This window comes from Thioalkalivibrio sp. K90mix (assembly GCF_000025545.1).
Classification (GTDB): Bacteria; Pseudomonadota; Gammaproteobacteria; order Ectothiorhodospirales; family Ectothiorhodospiraceae; genus Thioalkalivibrio.
The window spans coordinates 968,311-993,780 of sequence record NC_013889.1; the positions used below are offsets into that span (position 1 = coordinate 968,311).

Here is a 25,470-nt window from a genome sequence, read left to right on the forward strand (position 1 = left end):
CAATGTACGCACGCGGGCAGCGTCCGGGTCCAGCGTTTTGACGAATGTGTGTCGGGAGAGGGCCGGTGAATCGAGCGTACTGGGTGGTGGCCATCCTTGCGGTGGCTGCATTGATCGCGTTCTTCGCGCTCGATTTGGGCCGTTTCCTGGAGTTCGAGCGCCTGCAGGCGGCGCAGGGCGATTTGGAGGATCAGCGTGCGGCCCGCCCGCTGTTGGTGGCGGTGGTGTTCTTCCTTGTGTATGTGGTGGTGGCGGCGTTGTCGTTGCCCGGTATCGTGATCATGACGCTGGCGGGCGGGGCTATCTTCGGCGTTTTCTGGGGCAGCGTGCTGTCGTCCTTCGCCTCCACACTGGGCGCGACGCTAACATTTCTGGTGGCGCGCACGATCGCGCGCGAGCCCCTGCAGCGCCGGTTCGCGGATCGCCTGGACCCCATCAATCGTGGCTTCGAGCGCGAGGGGGCCTATTACCTGTTCGCGCTGCGTCTGACGCCGGCCTTCCCCTTCTTTGTGATCAACGCAGGCATGGGCCTGATGCACATCCGGACGTGGACGTATTACTGGGTGTCGCAACTGGGAATGCTCCCGGCCACGATCGTCTTTGCCAATGCCGGTACTCAGATCAGTCGACTGGACGGGCCCGAAGGGATTTTCTCGCCCGGCTTGATTGCCTCACTGGTAGCGGTCGGTCTGTTCCCGCTGGCGGCGCGGTGGGTCGTTCGTGCGCTGCATGGTTCGACAGGAGACTCGCAGCCACGGTGCTGATGTGAACCCTGTCTAAATATGTGCGAAAGCGCATATAATCGCTGAAAACCAATAACGGTCCGAACGGGCGTTCCAAGGCCGGGGTACGCGCGACACGTTTGCAGGCTCTCCAACCGGGGGCGAAACCCGCTTAATGAGGATGTTTGGATGGATAGGCAATTGAAGAGGCGCTGGACCGTAGGGCCAGTGCTGGCCGTTGTGCTGATGGGCCTGGCCCTGATTGCGCAGGCTGGGGACGAAAACGACGAGCCCCACGACCGGCCCATCGAGACGGTGCTGGAGCCGATCCAGCTGACGGATCGCCTCTGGTATTTCTACGGCTCGCTGGAGAACCGCACGCCGGAGAATCTTGGTTTCACCAACAACACGGGCTTTGTCGTGACCGACGAGGGCGTGGTCCTGATCGACTCGGGGCCGAGCTACAAGGTCGCCGAACGCATGGCCGAGGCCATCGCCGAGGTCACGGATCAGCCGATCACGCATGTGATCTCGGTGGGTTCGCAGGATCATCGCTGGCTGGGCAATGGCTTCTTCCAGGAGCAGGGTGCGGAGCTGGTTGCGCTCAAGCGCACTGCCAGCACCCAGGCCGAGCGAGGCGAGAGTCAGATCGCCTCGCTGGCGAATGCAGTCGGCGAAGAGGCGATGGAAGGCACCGAGCCGGTGCCGGCACCCAATCCCATTGATGCCGACGAATACACCTTGACGGTGGGCGAGGTCGACTTCGAGTTGATCTATGCCGGGGACGCCCATTTCCCGGGCGATATCATGGTCCACCTGCCGGGCGAGGATGTCGTATTCACCGGCGACATCGTCTACACCGAGCGCATGCTGGGGATCCATCCGTTCAGCAACCCGATGGAGAAGCTGGAGGCGTTCCGACATCTGGAATCCATCGATCCGGAGATCGTGGTGCCGGGCCACGGGCGGGCCACCGACATGGCCGAGGCGCGCCAGGATACCGGCGACTACCTGGAGTTGCTGGTGCGCGAGGTGAGCGCCGGGATCGAGGACTGGGAGTCGCTGGACGAGGTAGTGGAGCGGCTCGCGGACCTTGAAGAGTTCAAGCACCTGCGCCATTACGACGACTGGCACCGCCCCAACGTGAACCGGACCTATCTGTTCATCGAAGAGAACATGTAAGGGGCTATCCGGGAATCCCGGCTGCAGGCCGGGAAACCTGCCGCGGCGCGGGGCGTGTGATACGCTTCGCGCCGTTGTCGTTTCCGGCAAGTCCAATTTTTGACACGCGACGTTCGACCCCGCGTATGGGTCGGCGAAGGAGCCTCGCAATGCCCGCAGTAACCCTCCCCGACGGCAGCCGCCGCGAGTTCGATCATCCAGTCACCGTGCTGGATGTGGCCAAGGACATCGGTCCGGGCCTCGCCAAGGCGACCCTGGCCGGCAAGGTGAACGGCCAGCTGGTCGATGCCCGCCACGAGATCGACGCCGACGCCGAACTCGCGATCGTGACCGACCGCGACCCGGAGGGGGTGGAGATCATCCGGCATTCGACCGCGCACCTGATGGCGCAGGCGGTCAAGCAGCTCTTTCCCGAGGCCCAGGTCACCATCGGCCCGACCATCGAGAACGGCTTCTACTACGACTTCGCCTATGACCGCGGCTTCACGCCGGAGGATCTGGAGAAGATCGAGAAGCGCATGAAGGAACTGGCGAAGCAGGACCTGCCGGTGGAGCGCTCGCTGATGGATCGCGACGAGGCGGTGAAGTACTTCCGCGACATGGGAGAAGAGTACAAGGCCGAAATCATCGCCTCCATCCCGCAGGGCGAGAACATCTCGCTGTACAAGCAGGGCGACTTTGTCGATCTCTGTCGCGGCCCGCATATCCCGTCCACCGGCAAGCTGAAGGCCTTCAAGCTGACCAAGGTGGCCGGTGCCTACTGGCGCGGCGACTCCGACAACGAGATGCTGCAGCGCATCTACGGGACCGCCTGGGCGAACAAGGACCAGCTGAAGGAATACCTGGAACGCCTGAAGGAGGCCGAGCGCCGCGATCACCGCAAGATCGGCCAGGAGCTGGACCTGTTCTCGATCCAGGACGAGGCCGGCGGCGGCCTGGTGTTCTGGCACCCGAAGGGCGCGCGCATCCGCCGCGAGATCGAGAAGTACTGGTACGACATGCACGAGAAGGCGGGTTACGACTTCGTGGTCTCGCCGCACATCGCGAACCTCGAGCTGTGGAAGACCTCCGGCCACGCGGACTTCTACGCCGAGTCCATGTACGAGCCGATGGAAGACGAGCACCAGGCCTTCCAGCTCAAGCCGATGAACTGCCCGTTCCACGTGCTGATGTACAAGGACCGGCTGCATTCCTACCGCGATCTGCCGCTGCGCTGGGCGGAGATGGGCACGGTCTACCGTCGCGAGATGTCCGGCGCGCTGCACGGGCTGATGCGTGTGCGCGGCTTCACCCAGGACGATGCCCACATCTTCTGCCGCGAGGACCAGATCGAGGCCGAGGTGATGGCCGTGATCGATTTGACCCTCGAGGTGCTGCAGACCTTCGGCTTCGAGAAGTTCGACGTGAACCTCTCGACCAAGCCCGAGGATGCGGTCGGCTCCGACGAAATCTGGGAGCACGCGACGGCCTCGCTGCGCTCGGCGATCGAGAAGAAGGGGCTGGAATATTCGGTGGACGAGGGCGGCGGCGCCTTCTACGGGCCGAAGATCGACATCAAGATCCACGACGCGATCGGCCGCGAATGGCAGTGTTCCACGGTGCAGCTGGACTTCAACCTGCCCGAGCGCTTTGACATGGAATACGTCGCCGAGGACAACGAGCGCCGGCGCCCGATCATGATCCACCGCGCCCTGCTGGGTTCGGTGGAACGCTTCTTCGGCGTGCTGATCGAGCACTACGCCGGGCACTTCCCGACCTGGCTGGCTCCGGTGCAGGCCGAGGTGCTGACCATCACCGAGCGCCAGGACGACTACGCCCGCGAGGTCACCAGGGCGCTGCGGGACAAGGGTTTCCGGGTCGAGTCCGACTTGAGAAACGAGAAGATCGGCTTTAAGATTCGCGAGCACACGCTCAAGCGCGTGCCGTACCTGCTGGTTCTTGGTGACAAGGAAATGGAAAACGGCCAGGTTGCGGTGCGTACGCGAAGCGGAGAAGACCTCGGCGTCATGAGCGTCGAGGCCTTTGGCGAGCGCCTCCGGGAGGAGGTCGCCAGTCGCCAACACTGAACCTTGAATTGGAGAGAAGGCTATTAGCGCAGCGAAAACGGTCCGCCTGAACGATCAGATCACCTGTCCGCAAATCCGGCTGATCGACGCCGAAGGCGAGAATCGCGGGGTCTGCAGTACTGCAGAGGCCCTGGAAATGGCCCAGGAAAGCGGCCTGGACCTGGTCGAGATCTCGCCGAACGCCGAGCCACCCGTGGCCCGGATCATGGACTACGGCAAGTTCAAGTTCGAGCAGGCGAAGAAGGCGCAGGAAGCCAAGAAGAAACAGAAGCAGATCCAGATCAAGGAAGTGAAGTTTCGTCCGGGGACGGACGAGGGCGACTACAAGGTCAAGCTTCGCAATCTGCGCCGCTTCATCGAGGCGGGCGACAAGGGCAAGGTGACCATCCGCTTCCGCGGTCGCGAAATGCGCCACCAGGAGCTGGGTGGCGAGCTGCTGGACAAGATCGAGCAGGACATGTCCGATATCGCGGTCGTCGAGCAGCGGCCGAAGATGGAAGGACGCCAGATGATCATGGTGCTGACCGGCAAGAAGAAGTAGGCCGGTCAGACAACAAGGATCGCGCAGGTCTCCGCATACCTGCCGGTCCTCCCATAAACGGTCGGCCCGAATCGGGTACGGCCCCAAATGCCGGAGAGAGTAATGCCAAAGATCAAGACCAATCGGGGTGCGGCCAAGCGCTTCACCCGCACCGGGTCCGGGAAGTTCAAGCGGTTTCAGTCGCACCGCAGCCACATCCTGACCAAGAAATCCACCAAGCGTAAGCGTCAACTGCGCAGTCCGGCCATGGTGCACGAGGCGGATGTCGCCGCCGTGCGCAAAATGCTGCCGTACCGTTGATCTGACCGAGGAAGAAAGACATGCCACGAGTCAAGCGCGGTGTAACCGCTCACGCCCGTCACAAGAAGGTCCTCAAGCAGGCCAAGGGCTACTACGGCGCCCGGAAGAACGTCTTCCGCGTTGCCAACCAGGCCGTTATCAAGGCCGGCCAGTATGCCTACCGTGACCGTCGCCAGAAGAAGCGCCAGTTCCGGTCGCTGTGGATCGTCCGCATCAATGCGGCGGCCCGTCAGTTCGATCTCTCCTACAGCCGCCTGATGGCGGGTCTGAAGAAGGCCGAGATCGAGATCGACCGCAAGACCCTGGCCGATCTGGCCGTGCACGACCTGACCGCCTTCGGCAAGATCGCCGATAAGGCCAAGGCCGCATTGCCGGCCTGATACGAGGTCCTGCAGGATTACCCTCCGGGCTGTGCCCGGAGGGTCCCGAAAAGGGGAGGGTACACGCCCTCCCTTTTTTGTTTCGGGAATAAGGAACACCGGGGTGGCGGGCAACCGTCGCCCATCACTTTCGGGGAACGCACGTGGAGCAACTGCAACAGCTCGTCGCCGAGGCCCGCGGCCGCATCGACGCGGCCACGGACCTGAAGGCGCTGGATGATGTCCGGGTGCACTATCTGGGCAAGAAGGGCTCGATTACCGCTCAGCTCAAGGAACTCGGGAAGCTGCCGGCGGAGGAACGCCCGGCCGCCGGCCAGAAGGTCAACGAGGCCAAGACCGAGGTGGCCGGCCTGATTGAGGCACGCAAGCAGGCCCTGGCCGACAGCGCCCTGGCCGAGCAGCTGGCCAGCGAGCAGGTCGACGTAACCCTGCCGGGGCGCCGACTTCCCGAGGGCTCGCTGCACCCGATTACCCATACCCTGGAGCGCATCGAGGCGTTTTTTGCCGGGCTGGGATTCCGCGTGGCCGAAGGACCCGAGGTTGAGGACGACTTCCACAACTTCGAGGCGCTGAATATCCCCGAGCATCACCCGGCACGGGCGATGCACGACACGTTCTACTTCGACGCCCATCGCGTGCTGCGCACGCATACCTCGCCGGTGCAGATTCGTACGATGGAGCAGCAGAAGCCGCCGCTGCGCGTGATCGCGCCGGGCCGGGTGTATCGCTGCGACTCCGATCTGACCCACAGCCCGATGTTTCATCAGGTGGAAGGGCTCTGTGTCGACACGGACATCACCTTCGCGGATCTGCGCGGTGTGCTGAGCGCTTTTTTGCAAAGCTTCTTCGACCGCGACGACCTCGCCACGCGCTTTCGCCCGTCGTACTTCCCGTTCACCGAGCCTTCGGCCGAGGTGGATATCCAGTGTGTGCATTGCGGTGGCGAGGGCTGCCGCGTGTGCAGCCACACCGGTTGGCTGGAGGTGATGGGCTGCGGGATGGTGCATCCCAATGTGCTGGGGCATGTGGACATCGACCCGGAGCAGTACACCGGCTTTGCGTTCGGCCTGGGGGTCGAGCGCATGGCGATGCTGCGCCACGGCGTGAATGACCTGCGCCTGTTTTTCGACAACGACATCCGTTTCATTCGCCAATTCGGACGGACCGGCTAATGCGCATCAGTATTCAGTGGCTGCGGGAGTGGCTGCAGGTTGACGAAACCCCGGAGGAGCTCGGTCATCGCCTCACTATGGCGGGCCTCGAGCTGGACGCGATTGAGGCGGCGGCCCCGGCGTTCAGTGGTGTGCGTGTGGGACGCGTTACGAAGGTGGAGCCGCATCCCGATGCCGATCGCCTGCGTGTCTGTCAGGTCGAGGCGGGTGAGGCCGAACCGCTGACCATCGTGTGCGGCGCCCCCAATGTCCACGAAGGCATGGTGGCACCGGTCGCGGTGGTGGGCGCGGTGCTGCCCGACAACTTCAAGATCAAGAAATCCAAGCTGCGCGGGGTCGCCTCGGCGGGGATGCTGTGCTCGGCGCGCGAGCTGGGGCTTGCCGAAGATGCCGAGGGGCTGCTCGCACTCCCGGCCGATCTCGAGATTGGCGCGGACCTGCGTGCGGCACTGGGTCTGGATGACACTATCCTGGAGGTGGACCTGACGCCGAACCGGGCGGACTGTCTCGGGATGCGGGGCATTGCGCGCGAATGCTCGGCGCTCCTGGACCGGCCACTGGCCGAGCCCATGGCGGATCCGGTCGCGGCCGAGCTGGACGAACGGGTCGCGGTCCGTGTCGAGGATGCCGAGGCCTGCCCGCTTTACGCCGCACGGGTGCTGGACGGCCTGGATGCACGTGCGCCCACGCCGCTGTGGATGACCGAGCGCCTGCGACGGGCCGGTGTGCGGCCGCTCAGCGCGATCGTGGATGTCACCAACTACGTGATGCTGGAACTCGGGCAGCCCCTGCATGCCTTTGACGCGGGTCGCGTGGGCGACACCATCGAGGTGCGCTGGGCGCGATCCGGCGAGTCGCTGACCTTGCTGGGTGGTGAGCAGAAAGTCGAGCTTGCCGAGCAGGACCTGGTGATCGCCTCGACTACCGCGCCTGTGGCGCTGGCCGGAATCATGGGCGGTGCGGACAGCGCCGTGGATGACGACACGACCCGGGTGGTACTGGAGTGTGCCCACTTTGCCCCGCTGGCGCTGGCCGGTCGCGCGCGGGCCCATGGTCTGCATACCGATGCCTCGCATCGTTTCGAGCGGGGCGTGGATCCCACACTGGTCGAGCAGGCCATGGAACGCGCCACGCGCCTGTTGCTGGAGATCTGTGGCGGGCAGTGCGGGCCGGTGGAACGTGCCGGCGAGCTACCGTCTTCGCATTTCGATCAGCCGATCCGGCTGCGTCGGCCGCGCATCGAACGGCTGCTGGGTACGACGTTCGAGGATGCCGAGGTCGAGCGCATTCTGGGTGCACTGGCCTGCCGGGTCGAGTCCGTGGAAGGCGGCTGGCAGGTCCGTGCGCCGCGGGCGCGCTTCGATCTGGAGCGCGAGGAGGACCTGATCGAGGAGCTGGCCCGGGTGCATGGCTATGACCGCCTGCCGCAGCGCCTGCCGTCCCCGGTGGCGCCTGCCGAGCGCTCTCCATCCTTGCGCGGGCTGCGCGATCAGCTGGCGCGCCAGGGCTTTCACGAGGTGATCAGCTTCAGTTTTATCGACGCCGAGGCTTCGCGGGCCTTTTATCCGGCCGTGGAGCCTCTGGCGCTGGCGAACCCGATCTCCAGTGATCTGGCGGTGATGCGCCCTGGCCTTTGGCCCGGTCTGGTGGCCACGGCGGCCTATAACCAGGCGCGCCAGCAGCCGGATCTGCGCTTGTGCGAGCATGGCCTGCGTTTTGTGCCGGATGCCTCCGGCCTGCGCCAGGAGCCGCGTCTCGCGGGCCTGCTGGGTGGGCGGGCGCATCCGGAGCACTGGGAGGCCCCGTCGCGTCGAGTCGATTTCTTTGATGCCAAGGGTGTGGTCGAGGGGTTATGTGCCTCTTTGGATGGGCCGCTGGGATTTCGTTCGGAAAAACATCCTGCCCTCCATGATGGACAGTCCGCGCGGATTCTGGCGGGTGATCGCCCCATCGGCTGGGTCGGGCGCCTGCACCCGGCCCTTTGCAAGCAATTCGATGTGGAGCCGGTTTATCTGTTCGATCTGGATGCTCGGGCGATCCTGCATACACCGGTTGTGCAGTTCGCGCCGTTATCGCCGTATCCCTCGATCCGGCGCGATCTGGCCCTGGTGGTGAAGGAGACCGTTCCGGCGGGCGATGTGCTGAGCGCGATCGAGGAATTGGCGCTGGGCCTGGTCCAGGATGTCCGGCTGTTTGATGTGTACCAGGGCAAGGGCTTGAATCCGGACGAAAAGAGCCTCGCTTTGGGCTTGATTTTGCGGGCTTTTGATCGCACCCTAGGCGAACAGGACGTCGCAAGCGTCACCGACAAGGTCGTCGAGCATCTGCACGCTCGCTTCCAGGCAACCCTGAGGCAGTGATTCCATGGCAGCAGTGACGAAGGCGGATCTTGCCGCCACGCTGAACGAAGAACTGGGTCTTAACAAGCGTGAGGCCAAGGAGTTCGTCGAGATGTTCTTCGAGGAGATGCGCCAGTCGCTGGAGGATGGCGAGGGTGTGAAACTCTCCGGCTTCGGCAACTTCATCCTCCGCGACAAGAACCAGCGGCCTGGTCGCAATCCGAAGACCGGCGAGGAAATCCCGGTCTCCGCTCGTCGTGTCGTCACCTTCCGCCCGGGGCAGAAGCTGCGCGAGAGGGTCGAAAGCTATGCTGGAAGCGAGTAACCACCAGGAACTGCCCGCGATCCCGGGCAAGCGCTACTTCACCATTGGCGAGGTCGCCGAGCTGTGTCAGGTGAAGCCTCACGTACTGCGCTACTGGGAACAGGAGTTCCCGATGCTCGAGCCGGTCAAGCGGCGGGGCAATCGGCGCTACTACCAGCGCCAGGACGTGATCCTGATCCGCCAGATTCGGGCCCTGCTGTACGAAGAGGGCTATACGATCAATGGCGCGCGACAGAAGCTGTCTGGCGACGAGGCCAAGGGCGACCGTCAGCAGGCGCGCCAGATCATCCAGGACACGATCTCGGAGCTGGAATCGGTATTGCGCGTATTACGCGCCTGAGGCGCCGACCCGGCGGGGTTGGCTTTCGGAACGGAACGTCGTGTTGACGCGATTCGCTTGGCTCGTCGCACCCTGCGCTGGTTCTTGCCTTCTTGCCCCCAAGTCCACTTCAACGACTCGTCCGCTGTAGGGTGCGATGAGCCAAGCGAATCGCACCAATATGCTCCCAACCGATCGATCCCAGGGGGAATGGGTTTTGCGCAAGAATGTGGTTGCATGTGGGCGGCCGATGCTTTCGTGAAGGCGGGGAATCGGATATGATTCGCGGCTTCGGGGCGTAGCGCAGTCTGGTAGCGCATCTGCATGGGGTGCAGAGGGTCGCAGGTTCAAATCCTGCCGTCCCGACCAAATTCAATCACTTGATGGTGGATGTTCAGGTGAAATAAAAGGCCGCATGCAGCGGCCTTTTTTGTGTCTGAAGCAATGTGGGGGGCTGGACCGGCCTGGGCTACTCCATCGAGCGTCGCCGCGCCTCGCGCTGGTAGTGCAGCAGGGCGATGTTGAACTGGCGTTCCAGCCACTGGTTCATGCCGGTGACCTGGAAGCCGGCATATACGTATCCATCGCGCGGGCTGCGGCGACGATTGGCCAGGCGCAGGTCGCCGCCCAGGCGTTCACCGACATCGGGCAGCAACAGGTTTTCGAAACGCATCGGCGTCCCGACCTCAAGGGCCTCAACCCACTCCTGTGGCACCTCCACGCACATCCCCTGTGCCGAGAGGTCGGCCAGGTCGCCGATACCGGGCTCTTTCCATTCGCCATACTGCAATTCGACGCGCGGACGTTCGCCCATCGGGATATGTACGCGAAAGGTCTCCCGTCGCTGCAGATATTCCAGGGTCTCGGGGTAGGGGCAGACGTAGAGCGCGCCGGCATCCTCGCGCTCGCTGCGCGAGACGGCCGTGGAGAAGCGTACGGCGACCCCGCGCAGGCTGGCGAACACCCGCATGCGGGTGCCTTCCTGGACATGGCGATTGGCTTCGACGGGTGTGAGTTCGTCAAGGAAGAGTTCGCGTGCAGCGGAATCCAGGCGGACCAGGGCGGAGTTGTATAGCGGCCCATCGTCGTCGAGACGGACGTTGACGAGGGTGAGCTTGTGATCCAGATCCTTGAGGATGCCGGCAATCCGCTCCGGCTTGTCGACGGTGTAGTCGGTCTCGTCCATGCGTGGCGTTGTTGTAATTATTGGGCCAAGCCGCACGGTACTGCCCGGCGCTCTGGAATACCAGCCCCGGGTGCCGGTCGGTGTGGTGTGAGGCGGTGTCGCGCAGGGCGCGCGCAGCTCATGCGCGAGTGATGCGCCGACCCGTACGGCTGCCAGATTGGGTGCGGCCGTAGGGGTCGTAGGTCGGGGCCGGACCGGGTTCTTCGCCACGCAGGATCTGGATGGACATCTCCACGCGTCGACGGTCGCGATCGATCAGCCGGGCATTCCCCTGGTTCAGGGTGTTGCAGCGCTCCACCGATCGGCGCAGAGCCTGCCAGTGGTCCTCCAGCTCGGCACCGCTCTCGAGCCGACTGAACAGCCGTGCGAGCCCCTCGGGCGTGTAGCTTTCGCCAGCAGCCTCGACCGTCTCGCGCTGCCGGCGACTCTCGGTTTCCAGGTCCTGCAGGAGCGTCTGTTTCTGCGCCACGACCTCGCGCAGGGCCTCGGGTGCACGGGACTCCACAGCCCGGGTCTCCTGCAGCAGGATGTCCTCCATCTGGTGGCTGAGCCGAATCGAGGCTTCCAGTGAGCGGAGGAAGGCGTGGCGTTGTTCGGGCGACATCGTCGGGGTCTCTGTCAGGGGTGCCTAGCGCAGCAGGCTTTCCAGTTCGATCATGCGATCGGCGAGCTGCTCGTTGTCGACCGGGTACTGGCCGCTGGAGATGGCTTCGCGCAGCTCGGCGACACGCGCCTCGTCGAACGGGGCGTTGCTGGCGGCGCCGGAGGCGGCGTTCATCGCCTGCGCCGCACCGGTCAGGGTGACGGAGTCATCCTGTCGCACGGGCGTCGATGCATTGCCCTGAGCGCCTGCGTCGGGCCGGGAGGTCTCGTCGCGGCCCTTTACGCTGGAGGTGTTGCCATCCGGGCGCAGGCCGGGGGAGTTCGGGCCTTTGATATCCATCATTCGGTTTCCTGTTTTTGCAATTCTACTGCAGGGGTTAGCGGCAGCACCGGCTGAAACTGTAGCCCCTTGAGCCGTGAATTTACGAGTCGCTTCACAGTTTGTGGATGGTTACGCGAGGCGCCTCGCCATTTTACGGGGCCACGCGTACATGTCCGGACTCCAGCACCTCGCCTTCGACGACGCGTCCGGACGAGCTGTTCTTCACGCGGATTCGATCGCCCAGAATGCCGTTCTCCAGGGCCTCGCCCTGCATGCGGATCACCACCGAGCCGTTTTCGGCCAGGATGGTGACGCGCTGGCCGCGGCTGACGACTTCGCGCTGGGTGACGTGCTGTTGGCCCAGGATCTGGCCCGAACGGATGTTGCGCCGGGTCTGCAGCCCCACCAGTTCGTTCTTGCTCTCGAAATAGCTCCCGGCATGACGTGAAGTCTGGATGCGCTTGGTGCGCAGATCGCCGGGCAGGATCGTGTGCTGGCGCCGCAGGGTTCGGCTGGCGACCAGGACCTCGGCATAGCGTTCGACCGTGACCGGGACATAGATCGACCAGCTTACGGGCGCCTCGCACTGCACCTGGACCGCCGTATTGCCATCGCGTCGTCCGCCGGGCGGGAATCGGGTCTCCAGCGCCTCGCTGCATCGGGCCAGGCGCAGGCGGTTGTCCAGCCGACCGATCTGGACTTCGACCGCTTCGTCGCCGGGTTTGATGTTCAGCTCTTCCTGGATGAAACGCTCGGCCGCCAGGCGGATGTTTTCCACTGCCTCGATCTCGGCCTGCGCCGTTATGGAGACCAGGGCCAGAACGACGCCGAGGGCGGCAGACAGCCACCAGGTGCGAACAAAGGGTTGGGGGGCGGGCTGGTTCATGGTCTGGGTGCGTGTCGGCTCGTCAGGTTTCGAGAGGTTGGTATCGCTTTGCAAGCAGAAAACATGCCAGCGGATCCGGTGTACACCCTCAAGAGTGACGACGCCTGGCCGTTATCGGGTCAAGACCGTGTGCAATCGGCATGCGACGGCGGTTTGTGGCATGACAGCGTCGGGCACCGGGGTGCACACTGGGGCTGGCGAGTCGAGGTGGCTGGCCGCTGGGCGAGGGGGAGAGCAGGACAATGAGTCAATTCATTGACGATGTGAATCAGCGGACCCAACTGGTGGGGCAGAACCGTATGGAACTGCTCCTGTTTCATCTGGGGAGTTCCCAGACCTTCGGTATCAACGTGTTCAAGGTGCGCGAGGTGATCCCGTCGCCGCCGCTGCGACAGATCCCCGGTTCGATGAGCGTGGTGCGCGGTGTCGCGAGCCTGCGTGGCGGCACCGTCCCCATCATCGACCTTGCGCGCGCGATGGGGCTGCGCACGGCCGTGGGAGGGACGGATGATCACAAGGTGGTGGTGACCGAATTCAATCGGTCGGTTCAGGGCTTCTGGGTGTCGGCCGTGGACCGGATCGTCAACGTCAACTGGGAAGACGTGAAATCGCCGCCACGGGGGACCGGGCGCGAGTCCTTTCTGGTCGCCGTCACCGAGATCGACAACAAGCTGGTCGAGATCATCGATGTCGAGCGGGTGCTGTCGATCGTCAATCCGTTGCCCATTAACGTGTCCGATTCGGTGCGCGCAGAGGCCGACGAAGAACGGGAAAGGATCGGACAGCGCAAGATCGTGATCGTCGATGACTCGGTGGTCGCGCGCAAGCAGATCGAGGGTGCCATCAAGGGCCTGGGCTGGGAATATCTGGTCTTCAAGGACGGTCGCGAGGCGCTGGATTTCCTTGAGGAACAGGCCGAGGCCGGGACCGTAAACGAGGTGGTGGAGCTGGTGATCTCGGATATCGAGATGCCGCGTATGGATGGCTATACCCTCACGGCCCGAATCCGTGCGAACGATCACCTGAAAGGTCTGCGTGTTCTGCTGCACTCGTCACTGAGCGGGGAGTTCAATACGGATATGGTCAAGCGTGCCGGGGCGGACGCATTCCTGTCCAAGTTCAACCCCGACGAGCTGGCCGAGGCCGTGCTTGATCAAACCCGCAAGGATTGAAGCCGGTGCCTTGGCGGTTTGTGTTAATCGACAGGCCGGAGCTTTGCGGCAAGGGGGCGGTAACGGATTGCCGGCTGCGTGAGCATCAGCGGCCATGGCACGCCGCATGCGTCACCTGTCGGGATGCTGTCGGCACCCGTGCGGTTGCACGTATACTGTACCGGTACGGTACGGGGGAGAGCGCACTCCCCGGCCGGGTTTTCCGACACGCTGTCAAGGATTCGTCATCAACGTGCCTGTCCGCCCGTCTCGTCGACTTTCAAGGATGACTTCGTGATCGACTCGCGCGACTACGAGGAGTTCTCGCGGTTCCTTTCCGAATGCTGTGGCCTGGTGCTGGGCGACAGCCGGCAATACCTCGTGTCGAGCCGACTGTCGCGGCTACTGGACGAATTCGGCTACAAGTCGGTCCCGGAACTGCTGCATGCGATGCGTCAGGCGCCCAACCCGCGCCTGCGCACACGTGTGATCGACGCGATGACGACCAATGAAACCTCCTGGTTTCGTGATGGCTTCCCGTTCGAGATCCTGCGCCATGTGCTGCTCCCGGAGCGCGCGGAGAAGGGCGCGGGGATCAAGGTCTGGTCGTCCGGATGCTCCAGCGGGCAGGAGGCGTACAGCATCTCGATGGTGGTATCCGAGTGGGAGGAGTCGCGGCCCAAGCGTGTGGTGCCGGTCTCGATCCTGGGTACGGACCTGTCGGAGAAGATCCTGGACGACGCCCGCCGCGCGGTCTACGACGGCCTGAGCATTGTGCGGGGCCTGAGCGAGGCACGTCGCGCCCGCTTCTTCGAGACGGTAGCGGAAGGTCACCGTGTCCGCCCGGAGATTCAGCGCCGCTGCCGCTTCCAGAAGCTCAATCTGGTCGACCGCTACGCGGCACTGGGCAAGTTCGACATCGTGTTCTGTCGCAACGTGCTGATTTACTTCTCCGCCGAGACCAAGCGACAGGTTCTTGACGGAATCGCCCGCCAGATGAACCCGGGCGGCTATCTGTTTCTTGGCGCTTCCGAGACGGCGGGTCCCTATACCCAGGCCTTCGAGACGGTTCGCACCGAATACGGATCTGTCCTGCGCCTGAAGGGCTGATCGGCCCTTTCTGCCTCGCCATAAGGTCGCGCCCGCGACCCCGGCGCCCACCCTCGGCGCCGCCTTCACAAACCCCTCCAGCCCATAGTGGCACACCAATTGCATCGTCCCTGTCGAGCGGGGCGAAGCGGTTTCGTCCCGAGGAACCTGAGAGCCGCCAGTGGCGGACGGGGCACGACGGATGAGTCTTTCTCTCGACAAGGCGATGGGCATTCTCCCGGAGGCGGTGAACGTCCGTGCGAAGCGGATGGAGCTGCTGGCCTCGAATATCGCGAATGCCGATACGCCGAATTACAAAGCGCGCGATATCGACTTTCGCTCGGTGCTGCAGGCGGCGGCCGGCGAGGGCGGCAACATGCCGATGGCGAGCACACATCAGGGCCATATCGGCGCCGGCGGGGCGGGTGGTGCCAACGGGTCGATGGAGACGCTTTATCGCGTGCCGTCGCAGCCGTCTCTGGATGGCAACACGGTGGACCCGCAGCTGGAGCGGGCTGCCTTTGCCGAGAATTCCCTGCAGTACCAGAGCAGCCTCGAGTTCCTGAACCGCCGGGTTTCCGGTATCCGTGATGCTCTGCGGGGCGAGCGCTAATGCGAGCGCCAACGCTGGGAACAGGAGAGTGATGTCGTGAGTGATCTGTTTAATCTGTTCAACACCTCGGCCTCCGCGCTGACCGCGCAGTCGGTGCGGCTGAATACGGTCGCGTCGAATCTGGCCAACGCCAACACGGTGGCGACCAATCCCGACGAGGCCTATCGGGCGAAGCAGGTGCTGTTTCAGACCGTGATGAACCAGGCCGACCCGAACGGCGCGTCCAACGGCGTGCGGGTGGCGGGCATCGACGAATCGCAGGCGCCGCCGCAGCCGCACTACGAACCGAATCACCCGCAGGCCAACGAAGACGGCTACATCTTCCGGCCCGCGATCAGCGTGGTGGAGGAGATGGCCAACATGATGTCCGCCTCGCGCAACTACGAAGCGAACGTCGAGGTGATGGAGACCTCGCGCCAGCTGTTGCAGCGCACGCTTCAGATCGGCCAGGGCTAAACCGGAGTTCGCACATGACGCAGATCTCACCCGACATGCTGGATCGCCTGGGCCTGTCTCGCCAGCAGAAGGACGAGGGGCCCGCGGATCGCCTGGGGCAGTCCGACTTCCTCAAGCTGATGACGACCCAGCTGCAGAACCAGGATCCTTTTGAACCGATGGAGAACGGCGAATTCATCGGCCAGATGGCGCAGTTCTCGACGGTGACGGGCATCGAGGAACTGTCGAAGTCGTTCGAAAAGCTGGCGCAGTCGATGGGGCAGAGTCAGACCCTGCAGGCGGCGTCCCTGGTCGGGAAGGACGTCTTGGTCCCGACGGACTTCAGCGAGCTCGGGACGGATGGAATGGTGCGTGGGGCGGTGGAGCTGGATCAGTCGACCGGCCAGTTGCAGGTCGAGGTGTACAGCCCGACGGGCGAACGCATCCGCAGCATGAATCTTGGCTCGGCCAGTGAGGGCCTGCAGGAATTCACCTGGGATGGCATGCGCGACGACGGGACCCCGGCAGCGCCGGGCGTTTACGAGTTCCGCGCATCGGCCCAGAGCGGTTCCAGTAGTGAATCAGTAGATGTCTTCCTCGACGCCCGCGTCGAGAGCGTTTCGGTAGGCGACGATTCCAGCCTGGGCCTGATGGTCCGTGGCCTGGGCGAGATCAATTTCTCGGATGTCCGGCGCATCAGCAGCTGACGGACTCTAACGGAGGTAGACCAGTATGCCCTTCAATATCGGATTGAGCGGACTGAACTCGGCGCAGGCCGATCTGCAGACCACCGGCAACAACGTCTCGAATGCCGGCACGACCGGTTTCAAGCGCTCGCGCGCCGAGTTCGGTGATGTCTTTGCGCAGAGTTTTGGTGGCGTCAGCCAGACCGCGACTGGGGGTGGTTCGCGTCTCATGGCGGTGACACAGCAGTTCTCGCAGGGACGCACGGAGTTCACCGAGAACGGTCTCGACCTCGCGATTGATGGCGAGGGCTTTTTCGTGATGAACGATGGTGGCAATCGTGTCTATACGCGCGCTGGCGAGTTTCAGGTAAACCGCGACGGCAACCTGGTGAACAACCAGGGTCAGCAGCTGCAGGGCTATCCGCCAATCAACCCGGGCAGCACGGATACCGATTTCAATACCGGACAGCTTGGGGATTTGCGTCTGCAGACAGGGGCCTCCGCGCCGCAGGCCACCAGCGACATTGAGGCCCTGGTCAATCTCCAGTCGGATGCTCCAATCCTGGATCCGGGCGAGTTCGAGTTCGATGATCCGGACAGCTACAACTACTCGACGTCCCTGACGGTGTATGACTCGCTGGGGACGTCCCGCGATGCGCGCATCTACTTCGTGAAGAGCGACGAACGAGAGTGGACGGCCTTCATGAGCGTTGACGGCGAGCCGATCAACGAGGAAGAAGGCTTCGAACTCTCTTTTGATGCCAGTGGCCAGCTGGATGGCAACACGGAATTCCCGTTCTCCACGGACGATTTTACCAACGGGGCCGAAGGTCTGGACGGGACGATCGACTTTGCCGGGACCACTCAGTTTGGTGGCGACTTTGCGGTGAACGATCTTGGCCAGGACGGGTTCGCTTCGGGCCGGCTGACGGGGGTCGACATCGATTCCAGCGGGGTGGTGTTCGCGCGCTTCACCAACGGCCAATCTTCCGTTCTGGGGCAGGTCGCTCTGGCCAACTTCACCAACCCACAGGGCCTGGAGCAGCTGGGCAACAACAACTGGGCCGAGACCTTTGCGGCCGGTGATCCAGTGTTTGCCTCTCCGGGCACCGGCAACCTGGGCGAGATCCAGGCCGGCGCTCTGGAGGCCTCGAACGTCGATATTGCCCAGGAGCTGGTGAATCTGATCACCGCGCAGCGCAACTTCCAGGCGAACGCGCAGACGATCTCCACGGCCGACCAGGTCACCCAGACCATCATCAACATCCGCTAGGTCAGGGACAGGGACACGAGGGCACAGGCATGGATCGATTCCTCTACATCGCGATGTCCGGCGCGAAGGAGACCATGCACGCGCAGTCGGTCAACAACCACAACCTGGCGAATGCCAATACCGACGGCTTTCGCCAGGCACTGGCCAACGCGAACACCGTCCCCGTGCGGGGTCCGGTATTCGATTCGCGCGACTACGCACAGCTGGGCACCGACGGCACGGACTTCTCCAAGGGCCAGATGCAAAGCACCGGTCGCGATCTGGACATCGCGATTGAAGACCAGGGTTTTATCGCGGTGCAGGGCCCGGACGGTGAGGAGGGTTACACCCGGGCGGGTTCCCTGCATGTGGATGCGTTCGGGCTCTTGCGCACCGCACAGGGGCACCAGGTCCTGGGGGATGGCGGCCCGATCGCGATCCCGCCGTCGGAGAAGATCGAGATCGGCACGGACGGCACGATCAGCGTGCGCCCGCAGGGAGTGGGGCCGGAGGCCCTGGCCGCGATCGAACGCATCCGTCTGGTCAATCCCGACGTGAACGAGCTGGAACGCGGCGATGACGGTCTGTTCCGCATGGCCGATGGCGGCGAGGCGCCGCCCGACGCCGAGGTGCGGGTGGTCTCGGGCATGCTCGAAGGCAGCAACGTAAACACCGTCGAGGCGCTGACGCGCATGATCGAGCTGTCTCGCCACTTCGAGATGCAGGTCAAGATGATGGACAGCGCCAACACGCTGGAACAAAGCAGTAACCGCCTGCTCGGCATTGGCTAGCACGGCATTTGAGAGATAACAGGAGAACACCATGAACCAGGCACTGTGGATCGCCAAGACCGGCCTCGACGCGCAGCACACGCGCATGTCGACGGTCTCGAACAACCTGGCCAACGTGAACACCACGGGCTTCAAGAAAGATCGCGCGGTGTTCGAGGACCTGATCTACCAGACCGTACGCCAGCCGGGCGCACAGGCCACCCAGGATCAGCAGTTGCCCTCGGGGCTGCAGATCGGGACCGGTGTGCGCGCCGTGTCGACCGAGAAGATGTTTACCCAGGGCAACCTGCAGCAGACGGACAACTCGCTGGATGTTGCGATCGAGGGGCGGGGCTTCTTCCAGGTGCTGATGCCCAATGGTGACATCGGCTATACGCGTGACGGCAGCTTCCAGCTCAATGCCGATGGCGAAGTGGTGATGTCCAACGGCTATCCGCTGCAACCGGGCCTGTTCGTGCCGCCGGACACCCAGTCGCTGGCGATCGGCAAAGACGGCACCGTGACCGCGCAGATCCCGGGTCAGGCGGAGCCGGTGGAGCTGGGCAACATCCAGCTCGCGGATTTCGTGAATCCGGCGGGTCTGCAGGCGATCGGTGAAAACCTGTTTCAGGAGACCGCAGCCTCCGGCGTGGCCCAGCAGGCCCAGCCCGGCCTGAACGGTACCGGAACCCTGGTACAGGGCTCTTTGGAGACCTCGAACGTGAACATCGCCGAGGAGCTGGTGAACATGATCGAGACCCAGCGCGCCTACGAGGTCAACTCCAAGGCGATTTCCGCGGCCGACCAGTCGCTGCAGTTCGTCAACCAGACGATCGGGTAACGCCATGAACCGCCTTGAAACCCTTGTGCGCCCCATCCTGGGCCTGGCGGCCGTGCTGGTGCTGTCCGCCTGCGCGGCCACGCAGCCGACCATGCCGGGTGACAACCCGGACTACAACCCGGTGATGCCGCCACAACCGGTGCCGCAGGCCCAGAACAATGGCGGCATCTATCAGGTCGCGCAGTCCCAGGGGCTGTTCGAGGACTACAAGGCACGCCAGGTCGGTGACATCCTGACCGTGATCCTCGCCGAGAGCACCCAGGCGCAGAAGTCCGCCTCGACCTCCACGCAAAAGGATTCCAGCCTCGATCTGGGCAACCTGCAGGCCTTTGGTGGCGAGGCGACCCACCGGGGCCGCCCGTTGTTCGGCGCCAGCAATACGAGTACCCGCGATTTCGATGGCTCCGGCGATTCCTCGCAGAGCAATCAACTGGATGGCGAGATCACCGTGACCGTGGCCGAGGTGCTGCCAAACGGCAATCTGGTGGTTCAGGGCGAGAAATGGCTGGGCATCAATCAGGGCGAGGAATACGTGCGCTTTCGCGGCATCGTGCGCCCGGTGGACGTGACAACCAACAACACCGTGCTGTCCACCCAGGTGGCCAATGCGCGCGTCTATTACGGCGGCACGGGCGTGCTCGCCGACAGCAATACACCCGGGTGGATCACCCGCTTCTTCAATAGCCCCTGGTGGCCGTTCTGAGCGGGAGAGCAGACATGCAGCGAACAGTGCATCAGTCGGATCAGTGCATCATGCGTCGCGTCACGGGTCGTGCGCTTCCCGGGCTGGTGGCCGCATTGGGGCTGCTGCTGGGCGGAATCGCCGGTGCGCAGGCGCAGACGGCTATCCAGCAGCAGGCGGCGATGCAGGAACGTACCTACACCGAGAGGGTCAAGGACGTGGCCAGCGTGTTCGGCGTGCGCGAGAACCAGCTGGTGGGCTACGGACTGGTCGTGGGCCTGGACGGTACCGGTGACCAGACTACGCAGACTCCGTTCACCATCCAGAGCCTGAACAACATGCTCGGTCAGCTGGGCCTGACGCCGGATGCCGGCAACCCGCAGTTGCGCAACGTCGCCGCCGTTATGGTGACGGCCGAACTGCCACCGTTTTCCAAGCCGGGCCAGCGTATCGACGTGACCGTTTCCTCGATGGGCAACGCGACCAGCCTGAGGGGCGGGACGCTGCTGATGACGCCGCTGAAGGGCGCGGATGGTCAGACCTACAGCATCGCCCAGGGCAATCTGGTGGTGGGCGGTTTCGGTGCCGAGGGCCAGGACGGCTCGCGGATTACGGTGAACGTGCCCAGCGTCGGGCGCATACCGAACGGTGCCACGGTGGAACGCGAGGTGCCGACCGCCTTTGCCCAGGGCGATCATGTCACGCTGAACCTGAACCGACCGGACTTCACCACGGCCAACCGTCTGGTGGAAACGGTCAACGATACATTCGGCCCCGGCGTGGCCCATGCGCTGGATGGATCCTCGGTACGCGTGCGCGCACCCCAGAATCCCGATCAGCGGGTGGGCTTCGTCGCGGAGCTGGAGAACCTGCCCATCGAGCGCGGGGCGCCCCCGGCGCGGGTGATCGTGAACTCGCGTACGGGTACTGTGGTGATCGGCTCCCGTGTGCAGGTGACCCCGGCGGCGGTATCCCACGGCAGCCTGACCGTCACCATCAGCGAGGCCCCGCAGGTGGTGCAGCCAATGCCCTTTGCCGAGGGCGAGACCGCGGTGCAACCGCAGACGGACATCGCCATTCAGCAGGATGACAGCACCATGTTCCTGTTTGACCCGGGCACTTCGCTGGATGAGATTGTGCGCGCGGTGAACAACGTGGGTGCTGCCCCTGGCGACTTGGTCGCGATCCTCGAGGCCCTGCGCGAGGCGGGTGCGCTGCGCGCGGAGCTGGTGGTCATCTGATGATCTCCTCCGGCCAGGACCTGACCATGCAGGCGCGCTCGGCCCTGGCCAGCGACCCGAGCGGTCTGCGTGATCTTGGGCGGGCCGCCCAGGCCGGCGGTGACGAGGCCCTGGAGGCCGTTGCACGCGAGTTCGAGGCCATGCTGATTGGGCAGATGCTGAAGCAGATGCGCGAGGCCTCGCTGGGCGATGGCCTGTTCGATAACGAGCAGAGCAAGATGTACCTCGAGATGCAGGACCAGGAATTCGCCAAGGCCATGAGCCAGGGTGACGGGATCGGCCTGCGCGAGGTGCTGATGCAACAACTGTCGCAGCAGGGCCAGTCGCAGGACGGACAGGCGCTGCGCGATCCGGAGCGTCTGGCGGCCCTGGATCTCCCGCAACGTCGGGGCGACCTGAACTTCAAGCGCCTTTCCGACGAGCAACGCGAGCTCGAGCCGGTCGTACCCATGCGTCCTGCACGGGGTGATGTCGAGGCCGGGACCGGTGAATTGCGGCGGCTGGGGGGGCAGGCCAGCCCGCTGGCGATCGACTGGCCGCCCCGTGACCCGTCCGAGTTTGTCGCGACACTGGAACCACTGGCACGGGAGGCGGCCGCCGACCTGGGTGTGGACCCCGGTATTCTGCTGGCACAAAGCGCGCTGGAGACGGGCTGGGGCCGCCACGTGCCCTCGCGCGACAACGGTCAGCCGAGCTTCAACCTGTTCGGGATCAAGGCCGACGCCCGCTGGGACGGTGATCAGGTGGCCGTGGGTACGCTGGAATACCGCGATGGTGTGGCCCAGCGCGAGCAGGCCCGTTTTCGCGCCTATGCCGACCCGGCGGACTCCTTCGCCGACTACGTTGATTTCATTCGTAACAACCCGCGCTATCACCGCGCCCTGCAGGCGGGCGACGATGTGCAGTACATCCGCGAGTTGCAGGACGCCGGTTACGCGACGGATCCCGCCTACGCGGACAAGGTGCTGCGCGTGCGCGATCAGTTGTCGGGATATGTGAATCCCGAACCGACTCAAGCATTGGCCGAGCCGGCCGTTACCCGAAACGAGGGGTAGACCATGTCGCGAACACGTAAATCCAGCTGGGTGAGCCTGACCGGGAGGGGCGGGGTATGAGCGTCTCCGGCATTGGGACCTCCGCACTGCTGGCGTTTCAGCGCGCGATCGGCACGACCAGCAACAACATCGCCAACTCCGCGACCGAGGGCTACAGCCGTCAGCGCACCGAGCTCGGCAACCTGAGCCCGCAGTTCCTGGGCGGTTCCTATCAGGGCCAGGGTGTGGGCGTGGATGCGATCCGCCGCATCTCCGATGACTTCGTCAACACTCAGCTGCGCACGAGCATCTCCGGGCAGTCCAATGCGCAGGCGAAGGCGGACCTGGCCGGGCGCATCGACAATCTGCTGGCAGATGACGCCAGTGGCCTGGCCCCCGTGCTGCAGGGCTTCTTCGATGCCGCCTCCGACGTGGCCAACGATCCGACCTCCAATGCGGCGCGTACCGTGTTCCTGACCGAGGCGGAATCGCTGGCGGAGCGCTTCAAGGCGATCGACGGGCGCCTTGAGGAACAGCGTCGTATCGTGAACGGGCAGATCGAGACCAACGTCAAAGAGATCAACCAGCTGGCCGAATCCCTGGCCGGGCTCAACCGCGAGATCGTTGCCAAGAGCACCCAGGGCACGCCGAACGATCTGCTGGATCAGCGCGACCGTGTGCTGAATCAACTGGCGGAGAAGGTCGACCTGACCACGGTCGAGCAGGACGACGGCGCGCTGAATGTGTTCATTGGGAATGGTCAGGCGCTGGTGCTGGGCGGAACCAGCCAGTCGCTGGTGGCGGATTCCTTCTCCGGCGATCCCGGCAAGCTTGAGGTCGGGATTCAGTCGGGTAGCGGTGTGGCGAACATCACGCGCTTCCTGCAGGGGGGCGAACTCGGCGGCTTGCTGGAGATGCGCGACTCGGTCATCGACACCGCACAGAACACCCTGGGCCAGATCGCGATCCAGCTCGGGCAGGCTTCCAATGACCAGAACGCCCAGGGCCTGGACGCCGACGGGCAGATCGGCGGTGACATCTTCGGGATTGGCTCGCCTGCGGTTTGGGGTCGCTCCAGCAACAGCACAGGTGATGTACCCGAGGTGAGCTTTGGCAATGTCGACGAGTTGACGACATCGGACTATCGCCTGCGGGTCACCGACGATGGCGACTTTCAGCTCGTGCGCCTGTCCAACAATCAGGTCGTCGCAGAACTCGACCCGGATGATGGGGATACCCTCGAGGCCGATGGCCTGGTCGTGGACATCAGCGAGTTGGATGATGCCGAGGCGGGCGACAACTGGCTGATCCAGCCGACGCGCAATGGCGCACGCGATCTCGACGTCGTCCTGGATGACCCCTCGGGTATCGCGGCGGCGGGCGCTTCCCTGCAGGCATCCGCTGCTGACGGGAATGGCGGCGATGCAACGATCGAAGGAATCCAGGTTACGGGGGACGCCTTTGATCCTGCCGTTCTGGATGATCCGATCACGGTGACGGTTGTGGAGGACGGCGGTGACCTCTTCTACGAGGTCAATGGCGAACAGTTTCCGGTGAATGATGATGGCCCAACTGTTATCGAGCTGGATGGCTGGGAATTGACGTTGCAAGGGACGCCGGAGGAAGGCGATGAATTTGTCGTCGAACTGGATCGTGACCGCCCTGGCGATAACCGCAACATGCTCGAGATGGCCGACCTGTCCGAGGCGCGCACGATCGAGACGGATAATGGCGATCGGCGGGTCCCCGGTTTTGGCGATGCCTACAACAGCCTGATCGCGAACGTTGGGACGCGCACGCGCCAGGCCAACGTGGCGCTGGATTCGGCGAATGCCCAGCTGGAGCAGGCCAAGGCCCAGCGCGAGTCGATCTCGGGCGTGAACCTGGACGAAGAAGCCGCCGACCTGATCCGTTACCAGCAGGCCTATCAGGCCGCCGCCCAAGTGATTCAGGTCAGCAACTCGCTGTTCGACAGCCTGCTCGGCGCGTTCCGCCGCTAGCGACCCGGGAGCCCAAGATGCGTATCTCCACGACCCAGATCTTCCAGAGCGGGATCAACCAGATCCAGGCTGGCCAGGGCGAGCTCAACCGCACCTCGCTGCAGCTGGGTTCCGGCAAGCGCATCCTGTCGCCTTCGGATGACCCCAGTGGCGCGACCCAGATCAACCAGTTCGAGCGTATCATCAAGGCCACCAAGCAGTTTCAGCGCAACATGGAGAACACCCAGCCGCGCATGCAGCAGCAGGAGTCGCTGCTTGCGCAGGGCACCGATGCCCTGCAGCGGGCGCGCGAGCTGGTCGTCACCGGCAACAACGACAGCCAGACGCGCGAGACCCGCGGATACCTGGCGGACGAGCTGCGCCAGATTCGCGACGGGATGCTGGATATCGCCAATACCAAAGATCCCAATGGTGAATATATCTTCGCCGGAACGAAGTCCCAGAATCAGCCCTTCCGGCAGGATGGCGATGGCGAGATCCGGTACGAGGGGGCCTCGGGTGCGGGGAGCGTGCGCGAGGTGGCCGTTTCGGCCGATCGCAAGATTGCGGTGGGCCACGATGGCGCGGCCGTATTTATGGATATCCCGGAGAACGATGGCCGAGTCGGAGCCGAGGTGCTTCAGAACAATGGGTCCCTCGTCCTGGAGAAGACCGGCGTCACCCGTGTCTCCGATCTGGATGACCGCGAGTACAGCATCACCTTCGACGAGAATGACGACGGAGAGCTTGTCTATACCGTCACCTATATCGACGAGGATGGTGAGGTCGTGGGCTTGGAGGAAGATGGTGACGGAGAACCGATCCAGTACCCCTATGTGCCGGGTGAGTCGATCGAATTCGCCGGCCGCAGCGTGACCATTAGCGGCATGCCCGAGCCGGGTGACGGGGTCGTTTCGCGACCGGCCGAGAACTTCAGTGTGTTCCAGACCCTGGATCGCATCATCGATGCGCTGGAGCGCAGTGGTGATTCCGCCAGTGCGCGGGCAGACCTGGCCAGTGCCTCCAATGCCGCACTGGCCGACCTGGATGCCGTGCTCGGCAACTTTGGCGACAAGCGCGCCGATCTGGGGGGCAAGCTGAAGGCGTTCGACCAGCAAAAGGACCTGAACGAGGATCGCCTGCTGGATCTCGAGAGTGCGGTATCGCAGATTCGTGATCTCGACTACGCCGAGGCGATCAGCCGCTTCAATCAGCAGCAGGTGGCGCTTCAGGCAGCCCAGCAGACCTATACCCAGGTCAACCGGCTCTCGTTGTTCGACTTCATCTGAAGCGGCACGCGATGAGCCTGCGCACAGGCGCAGGCGTCTGTGCGACCATATTGCGATCCCCATGA

The 25,470-nt window shown here is 64.0% G+C and carries 27 protein-coding genes and 1 tRNA gene; 24 read left to right on the top strand and 4 right to left on the bottom strand.

What is annotated here, in order from left to right:
• Positions 1 to 83 precede the first annotated feature (83 nt).
• From TK90_RS04570 to TK90_RS04620, 11 genes are all read left to right on the top strand, one after another.
• Positions 84 to 764, top strand: a complete 681-nt coding sequence (locus TK90_RS04570) for a TVP38/TMEM64 family protein (protein ID WP_017925353.1) — start codon at positions 84 to 86, stop codon at positions 762 to 764.
• 147 nt (positions 765 to 911) lie between these two features.
• A complete protein-coding gene (locus tag TK90_RS04575) occupies positions 912 to 1,904 on the top strand; it encodes an MBL fold metallo-hydrolase (RefSeq protein ID WP_012982321.1) in 993 nt (330 codons plus the stop codon).
• Positions 1,905 to 2,053: 149 nt separating this feature from the next.
• On the top strand, positions 2,054 to 3,970 hold the full coding sequence (gene thrS, locus TK90_RS04580) for a threonine--tRNA ligase (protein ID WP_012982322.1): 1,917 nt from the start codon (positions 2,054 to 2,056) through the stop codon (positions 3,968 to 3,970).
• A 7-nt stretch (positions 3,971 to 3,977) separates the two neighbouring features.
• Positions 3,978 to 4,511 (top strand): translation initiation factor IF-3, encoded by a 534-nt coding sequence (infC, locus tag TK90_RS04585; protein WP_083767890.1) that lies wholly within the window; start codon positions 3,978 to 3,980, stop codon positions 4,509 to 4,511.
• A 102-nt stretch (positions 4,512 to 4,613) separates the two neighbouring features.
• Positions 4,614 to 4,811, top strand: a complete 198-nt coding sequence (rpmI, locus tag TK90_RS04590; RefSeq protein WP_012982324.1) for a 50S ribosomal protein L35 — start codon at positions 4,614 to 4,616, stop codon at positions 4,809 to 4,811.
• Positions 4,812 to 4,831: 20 nt separating this feature from the next.
• Positions 4,832 to 5,191 (top strand): 50S ribosomal protein L20, encoded by a 360-nt coding sequence (gene rplT / locus TK90_RS04595; protein WP_012982325.1) that lies wholly within the window; start codon positions 4,832 to 4,834, stop codon positions 5,189 to 5,191.
• A 143-nt stretch (positions 5,192 to 5,334) separates the two neighbouring features.
• Positions 5,335 to 6,363: a phenylalanine--tRNA ligase subunit alpha gene (gene pheS / locus TK90_RS04600; RefSeq protein ID WP_012982326.1), complete on the top strand. Its 1,029-nt coding sequence runs from the start codon at positions 5,335 to 5,337 to the stop codon at positions 6,361 to 6,363.
• Entirely contained in the window at positions 6,363 to 8,723 is a 2,361-nt protein-coding gene (pheT, locus tag TK90_RS04605) for a phenylalanine--tRNA ligase subunit beta (RefSeq protein WP_012982327.1), read from the top strand. Before pheS ends, pheT begins: the two co-directional genes overlap by 1 nt.
• A gap of 4 nt (positions 8,724 to 8,727) precedes the next feature.
• Positions 8,728 to 9,027: an integration host factor subunit alpha gene (locus tag TK90_RS04610; RefSeq protein WP_012982328.1), complete on the top strand. Its 300-nt coding sequence runs from the start codon at positions 8,728 to 8,730 to the stop codon at positions 9,025 to 9,027.
• Entirely contained in the window at positions 9,011 to 9,367 is a 357-nt protein-coding gene (locus tag TK90_RS04615; RefSeq protein ID WP_012982329.1) for a MerR family transcriptional regulator, read from the top strand. The genes TK90_RS04610 and TK90_RS04615 overlap by 17 nt, the downstream gene beginning before the upstream one ends.
• A 271-nt stretch (positions 9,368 to 9,638) precedes the next feature.
• Positions 9,639 to 9,715 (top strand) — tRNA-Pro (locus TK90_RS04620).
• 100 nt (positions 9,716 to 9,815) lie between these two features.
• Here TK90_RS04620 and TK90_RS04625 read toward each other — a convergent pair.
• The 4 genes from TK90_RS04625 to flgA all read right to left on the bottom strand — a co-directional run bounded on the left by TK90_RS04625 (position 9,816) and on the right by flgA (position 12,343).
• Positions 9,816 to 10,532, bottom strand: a complete 717-nt coding sequence (locus TK90_RS04625; protein WP_012982330.1) for a flagellar brake protein — start codon at positions 10,530 to 10,532, stop codon at positions 9,816 to 9,818.
• Between the two features lie 118 nt (positions 10,533 to 10,650).
• Entirely contained in the window at positions 10,651 to 11,136 is a 486-nt protein-coding gene (locus tag TK90_RS04630; RefSeq protein ID WP_012982331.1) for a flagella synthesis protein FlgN, read from the bottom strand.
• A gap of 24 nt (positions 11,137 to 11,160) precedes the next feature.
• Positions 11,161 to 11,475, bottom strand: a complete 315-nt coding sequence (flgM, locus tag TK90_RS04635) for a flagellar biosynthesis anti-sigma factor FlgM (protein WP_012982332.1) — start codon at positions 11,473 to 11,475, stop codon at positions 11,161 to 11,163.
• A gap of 133 nt (positions 11,476 to 11,608) precedes the next feature.
• Positions 11,609 to 12,343 carry a flagellar basal body P-ring formation chaperone FlgA gene (gene flgA, locus TK90_RS04640; RefSeq protein ID WP_012982333.1) on the bottom strand — a complete coding sequence of 245 codons (735 nt, stop codon included), beginning with the start codon at positions 12,341 to 12,343 and terminating at the stop codon, positions 11,609 to 11,611.
• Positions 12,344 to 12,585: 242 nt separating this feature from the next.
• Between flgA and TK90_RS04645 the strand changes: the two genes are divergently transcribed.
• The 13 genes from TK90_RS04645 (at position 12,586) to flgL (ending at position 25,405) form a co-directional block, all read left to right on the top strand.
• Positions 12,586 to 13,515, top strand: coding sequence for a chemotaxis protein (locus TK90_RS04645; RefSeq protein WP_012982334.1), 930 nt, complete (start codon positions 12,586 to 12,588; stop codon positions 13,513 to 13,515).
• 273 nt (positions 13,516 to 13,788) lie between these two features.
• Complete coding sequence (locus TK90_RS04650) at positions 13,789 to 14,604, top strand: protein-glutamate O-methyltransferase CheR (RefSeq protein ID WP_012982335.1); 816 nt, start codon at positions 13,789 to 13,791, stop codon at positions 14,602 to 14,604.
• 181 nt (positions 14,605 to 14,785) lie between these two features.
• Positions 14,786 to 15,196 (top strand): flagellar basal body rod protein FlgB, encoded by a 411-nt coding sequence (gene flgB / locus TK90_RS04655; RefSeq protein ID WP_012982336.1) that lies wholly within the window; start codon positions 14,786 to 14,788, stop codon positions 15,194 to 15,196.
• A gap of 36 nt (positions 15,197 to 15,232) precedes the next feature.
• Positions 15,233 to 15,652: a flagellar basal body rod protein FlgC gene (gene flgC / locus TK90_RS04660; protein ID WP_012982337.1), complete on the top strand. Its 420-nt coding sequence runs from the start codon at positions 15,233 to 15,235 to the stop codon at positions 15,650 to 15,652.
• A gap of 14 nt (positions 15,653 to 15,666) precedes the next feature.
• Positions 15,667 to 16,338, top strand: a complete 672-nt coding sequence (locus TK90_RS04665) for a flagellar hook assembly protein FlgD (RefSeq protein WP_012982338.1) — start codon at positions 15,667 to 15,669, stop codon at positions 16,336 to 16,338.
• Between the two features lie 25 nt (positions 16,339 to 16,363).
• Positions 16,364 to 17,590 carry a flagellar hook protein FlgE gene (gene flgE / locus TK90_RS04670; RefSeq protein ID WP_012982339.1) on the top strand — a complete coding sequence of 409 codons (1,227 nt, stop codon included), beginning with the start codon at positions 16,364 to 16,366 and terminating at the stop codon, positions 17,588 to 17,590.
• Positions 17,591 to 17,619: 29 nt separating this feature from the next.
• On the top strand, positions 17,620 to 18,360 hold the full coding sequence (gene flgF / locus TK90_RS04675) for a flagellar basal-body rod protein FlgF (protein ID WP_012982340.1): 741 nt from the start codon (positions 17,620 to 17,622) through the stop codon (positions 18,358 to 18,360).
• Positions 18,361 to 18,391: 31 nt separating this feature from the next.
• A complete protein-coding gene (gene flgG / locus TK90_RS04680; RefSeq protein ID WP_012982341.1) occupies positions 18,392 to 19,180 on the top strand; it encodes a flagellar basal-body rod protein FlgG in 789 nt (262 codons plus the stop codon).
• Positions 19,181 to 19,184: 4 nt separating this feature from the next.
• Entirely contained in the window at positions 19,185 to 19,883 is a 699-nt protein-coding gene (gene flgH / locus TK90_RS04685; RefSeq protein WP_012982342.1) for a flagellar basal body L-ring protein FlgH, read from the top strand.
• 50 nt (positions 19,884 to 19,933) lie between these two features.
• On the top strand, positions 19,934 to 21,103 hold the full coding sequence (locus TK90_RS04690; protein ID WP_041444308.1) for a flagellar basal body P-ring protein FlgI: 1,170 nt from the start codon (positions 19,934 to 19,936) through the stop codon (positions 21,101 to 21,103).
• Complete coding sequence (gene flgJ, locus TK90_RS04695) at positions 21,103 to 22,158, top strand: flagellar assembly peptidoglycan hydrolase FlgJ (RefSeq protein WP_012982344.1); 1,056 nt, start codon at positions 21,103 to 21,105, stop codon at positions 22,156 to 22,158. Before TK90_RS04690 ends, flgJ begins: the two co-directional genes overlap by 1 nt.
• A gap of 56 nt (positions 22,159 to 22,214) precedes the next feature.
• Positions 22,215 to 24,137 carry a flagellar hook-associated protein FlgK gene (gene flgK / locus TK90_RS04700; protein WP_012982345.1) on the top strand — a complete coding sequence of 641 codons (1,923 nt, stop codon included), beginning with the start codon at positions 22,215 to 22,217 and terminating at the stop codon, positions 24,135 to 24,137.
• A gap of 17 nt (positions 24,138 to 24,154) precedes the next feature.
• Positions 24,155 to 25,405 carry a flagellar hook-associated protein FlgL gene (flgL, locus tag TK90_RS04705; RefSeq protein ID WP_012982346.1) on the top strand — a complete coding sequence of 417 codons (1,251 nt, stop codon included), beginning with the start codon at positions 24,155 to 24,157 and terminating at the stop codon, positions 25,403 to 25,405.
• Positions 25,406 to 25,470 lie beyond the last annotated feature (65 nt).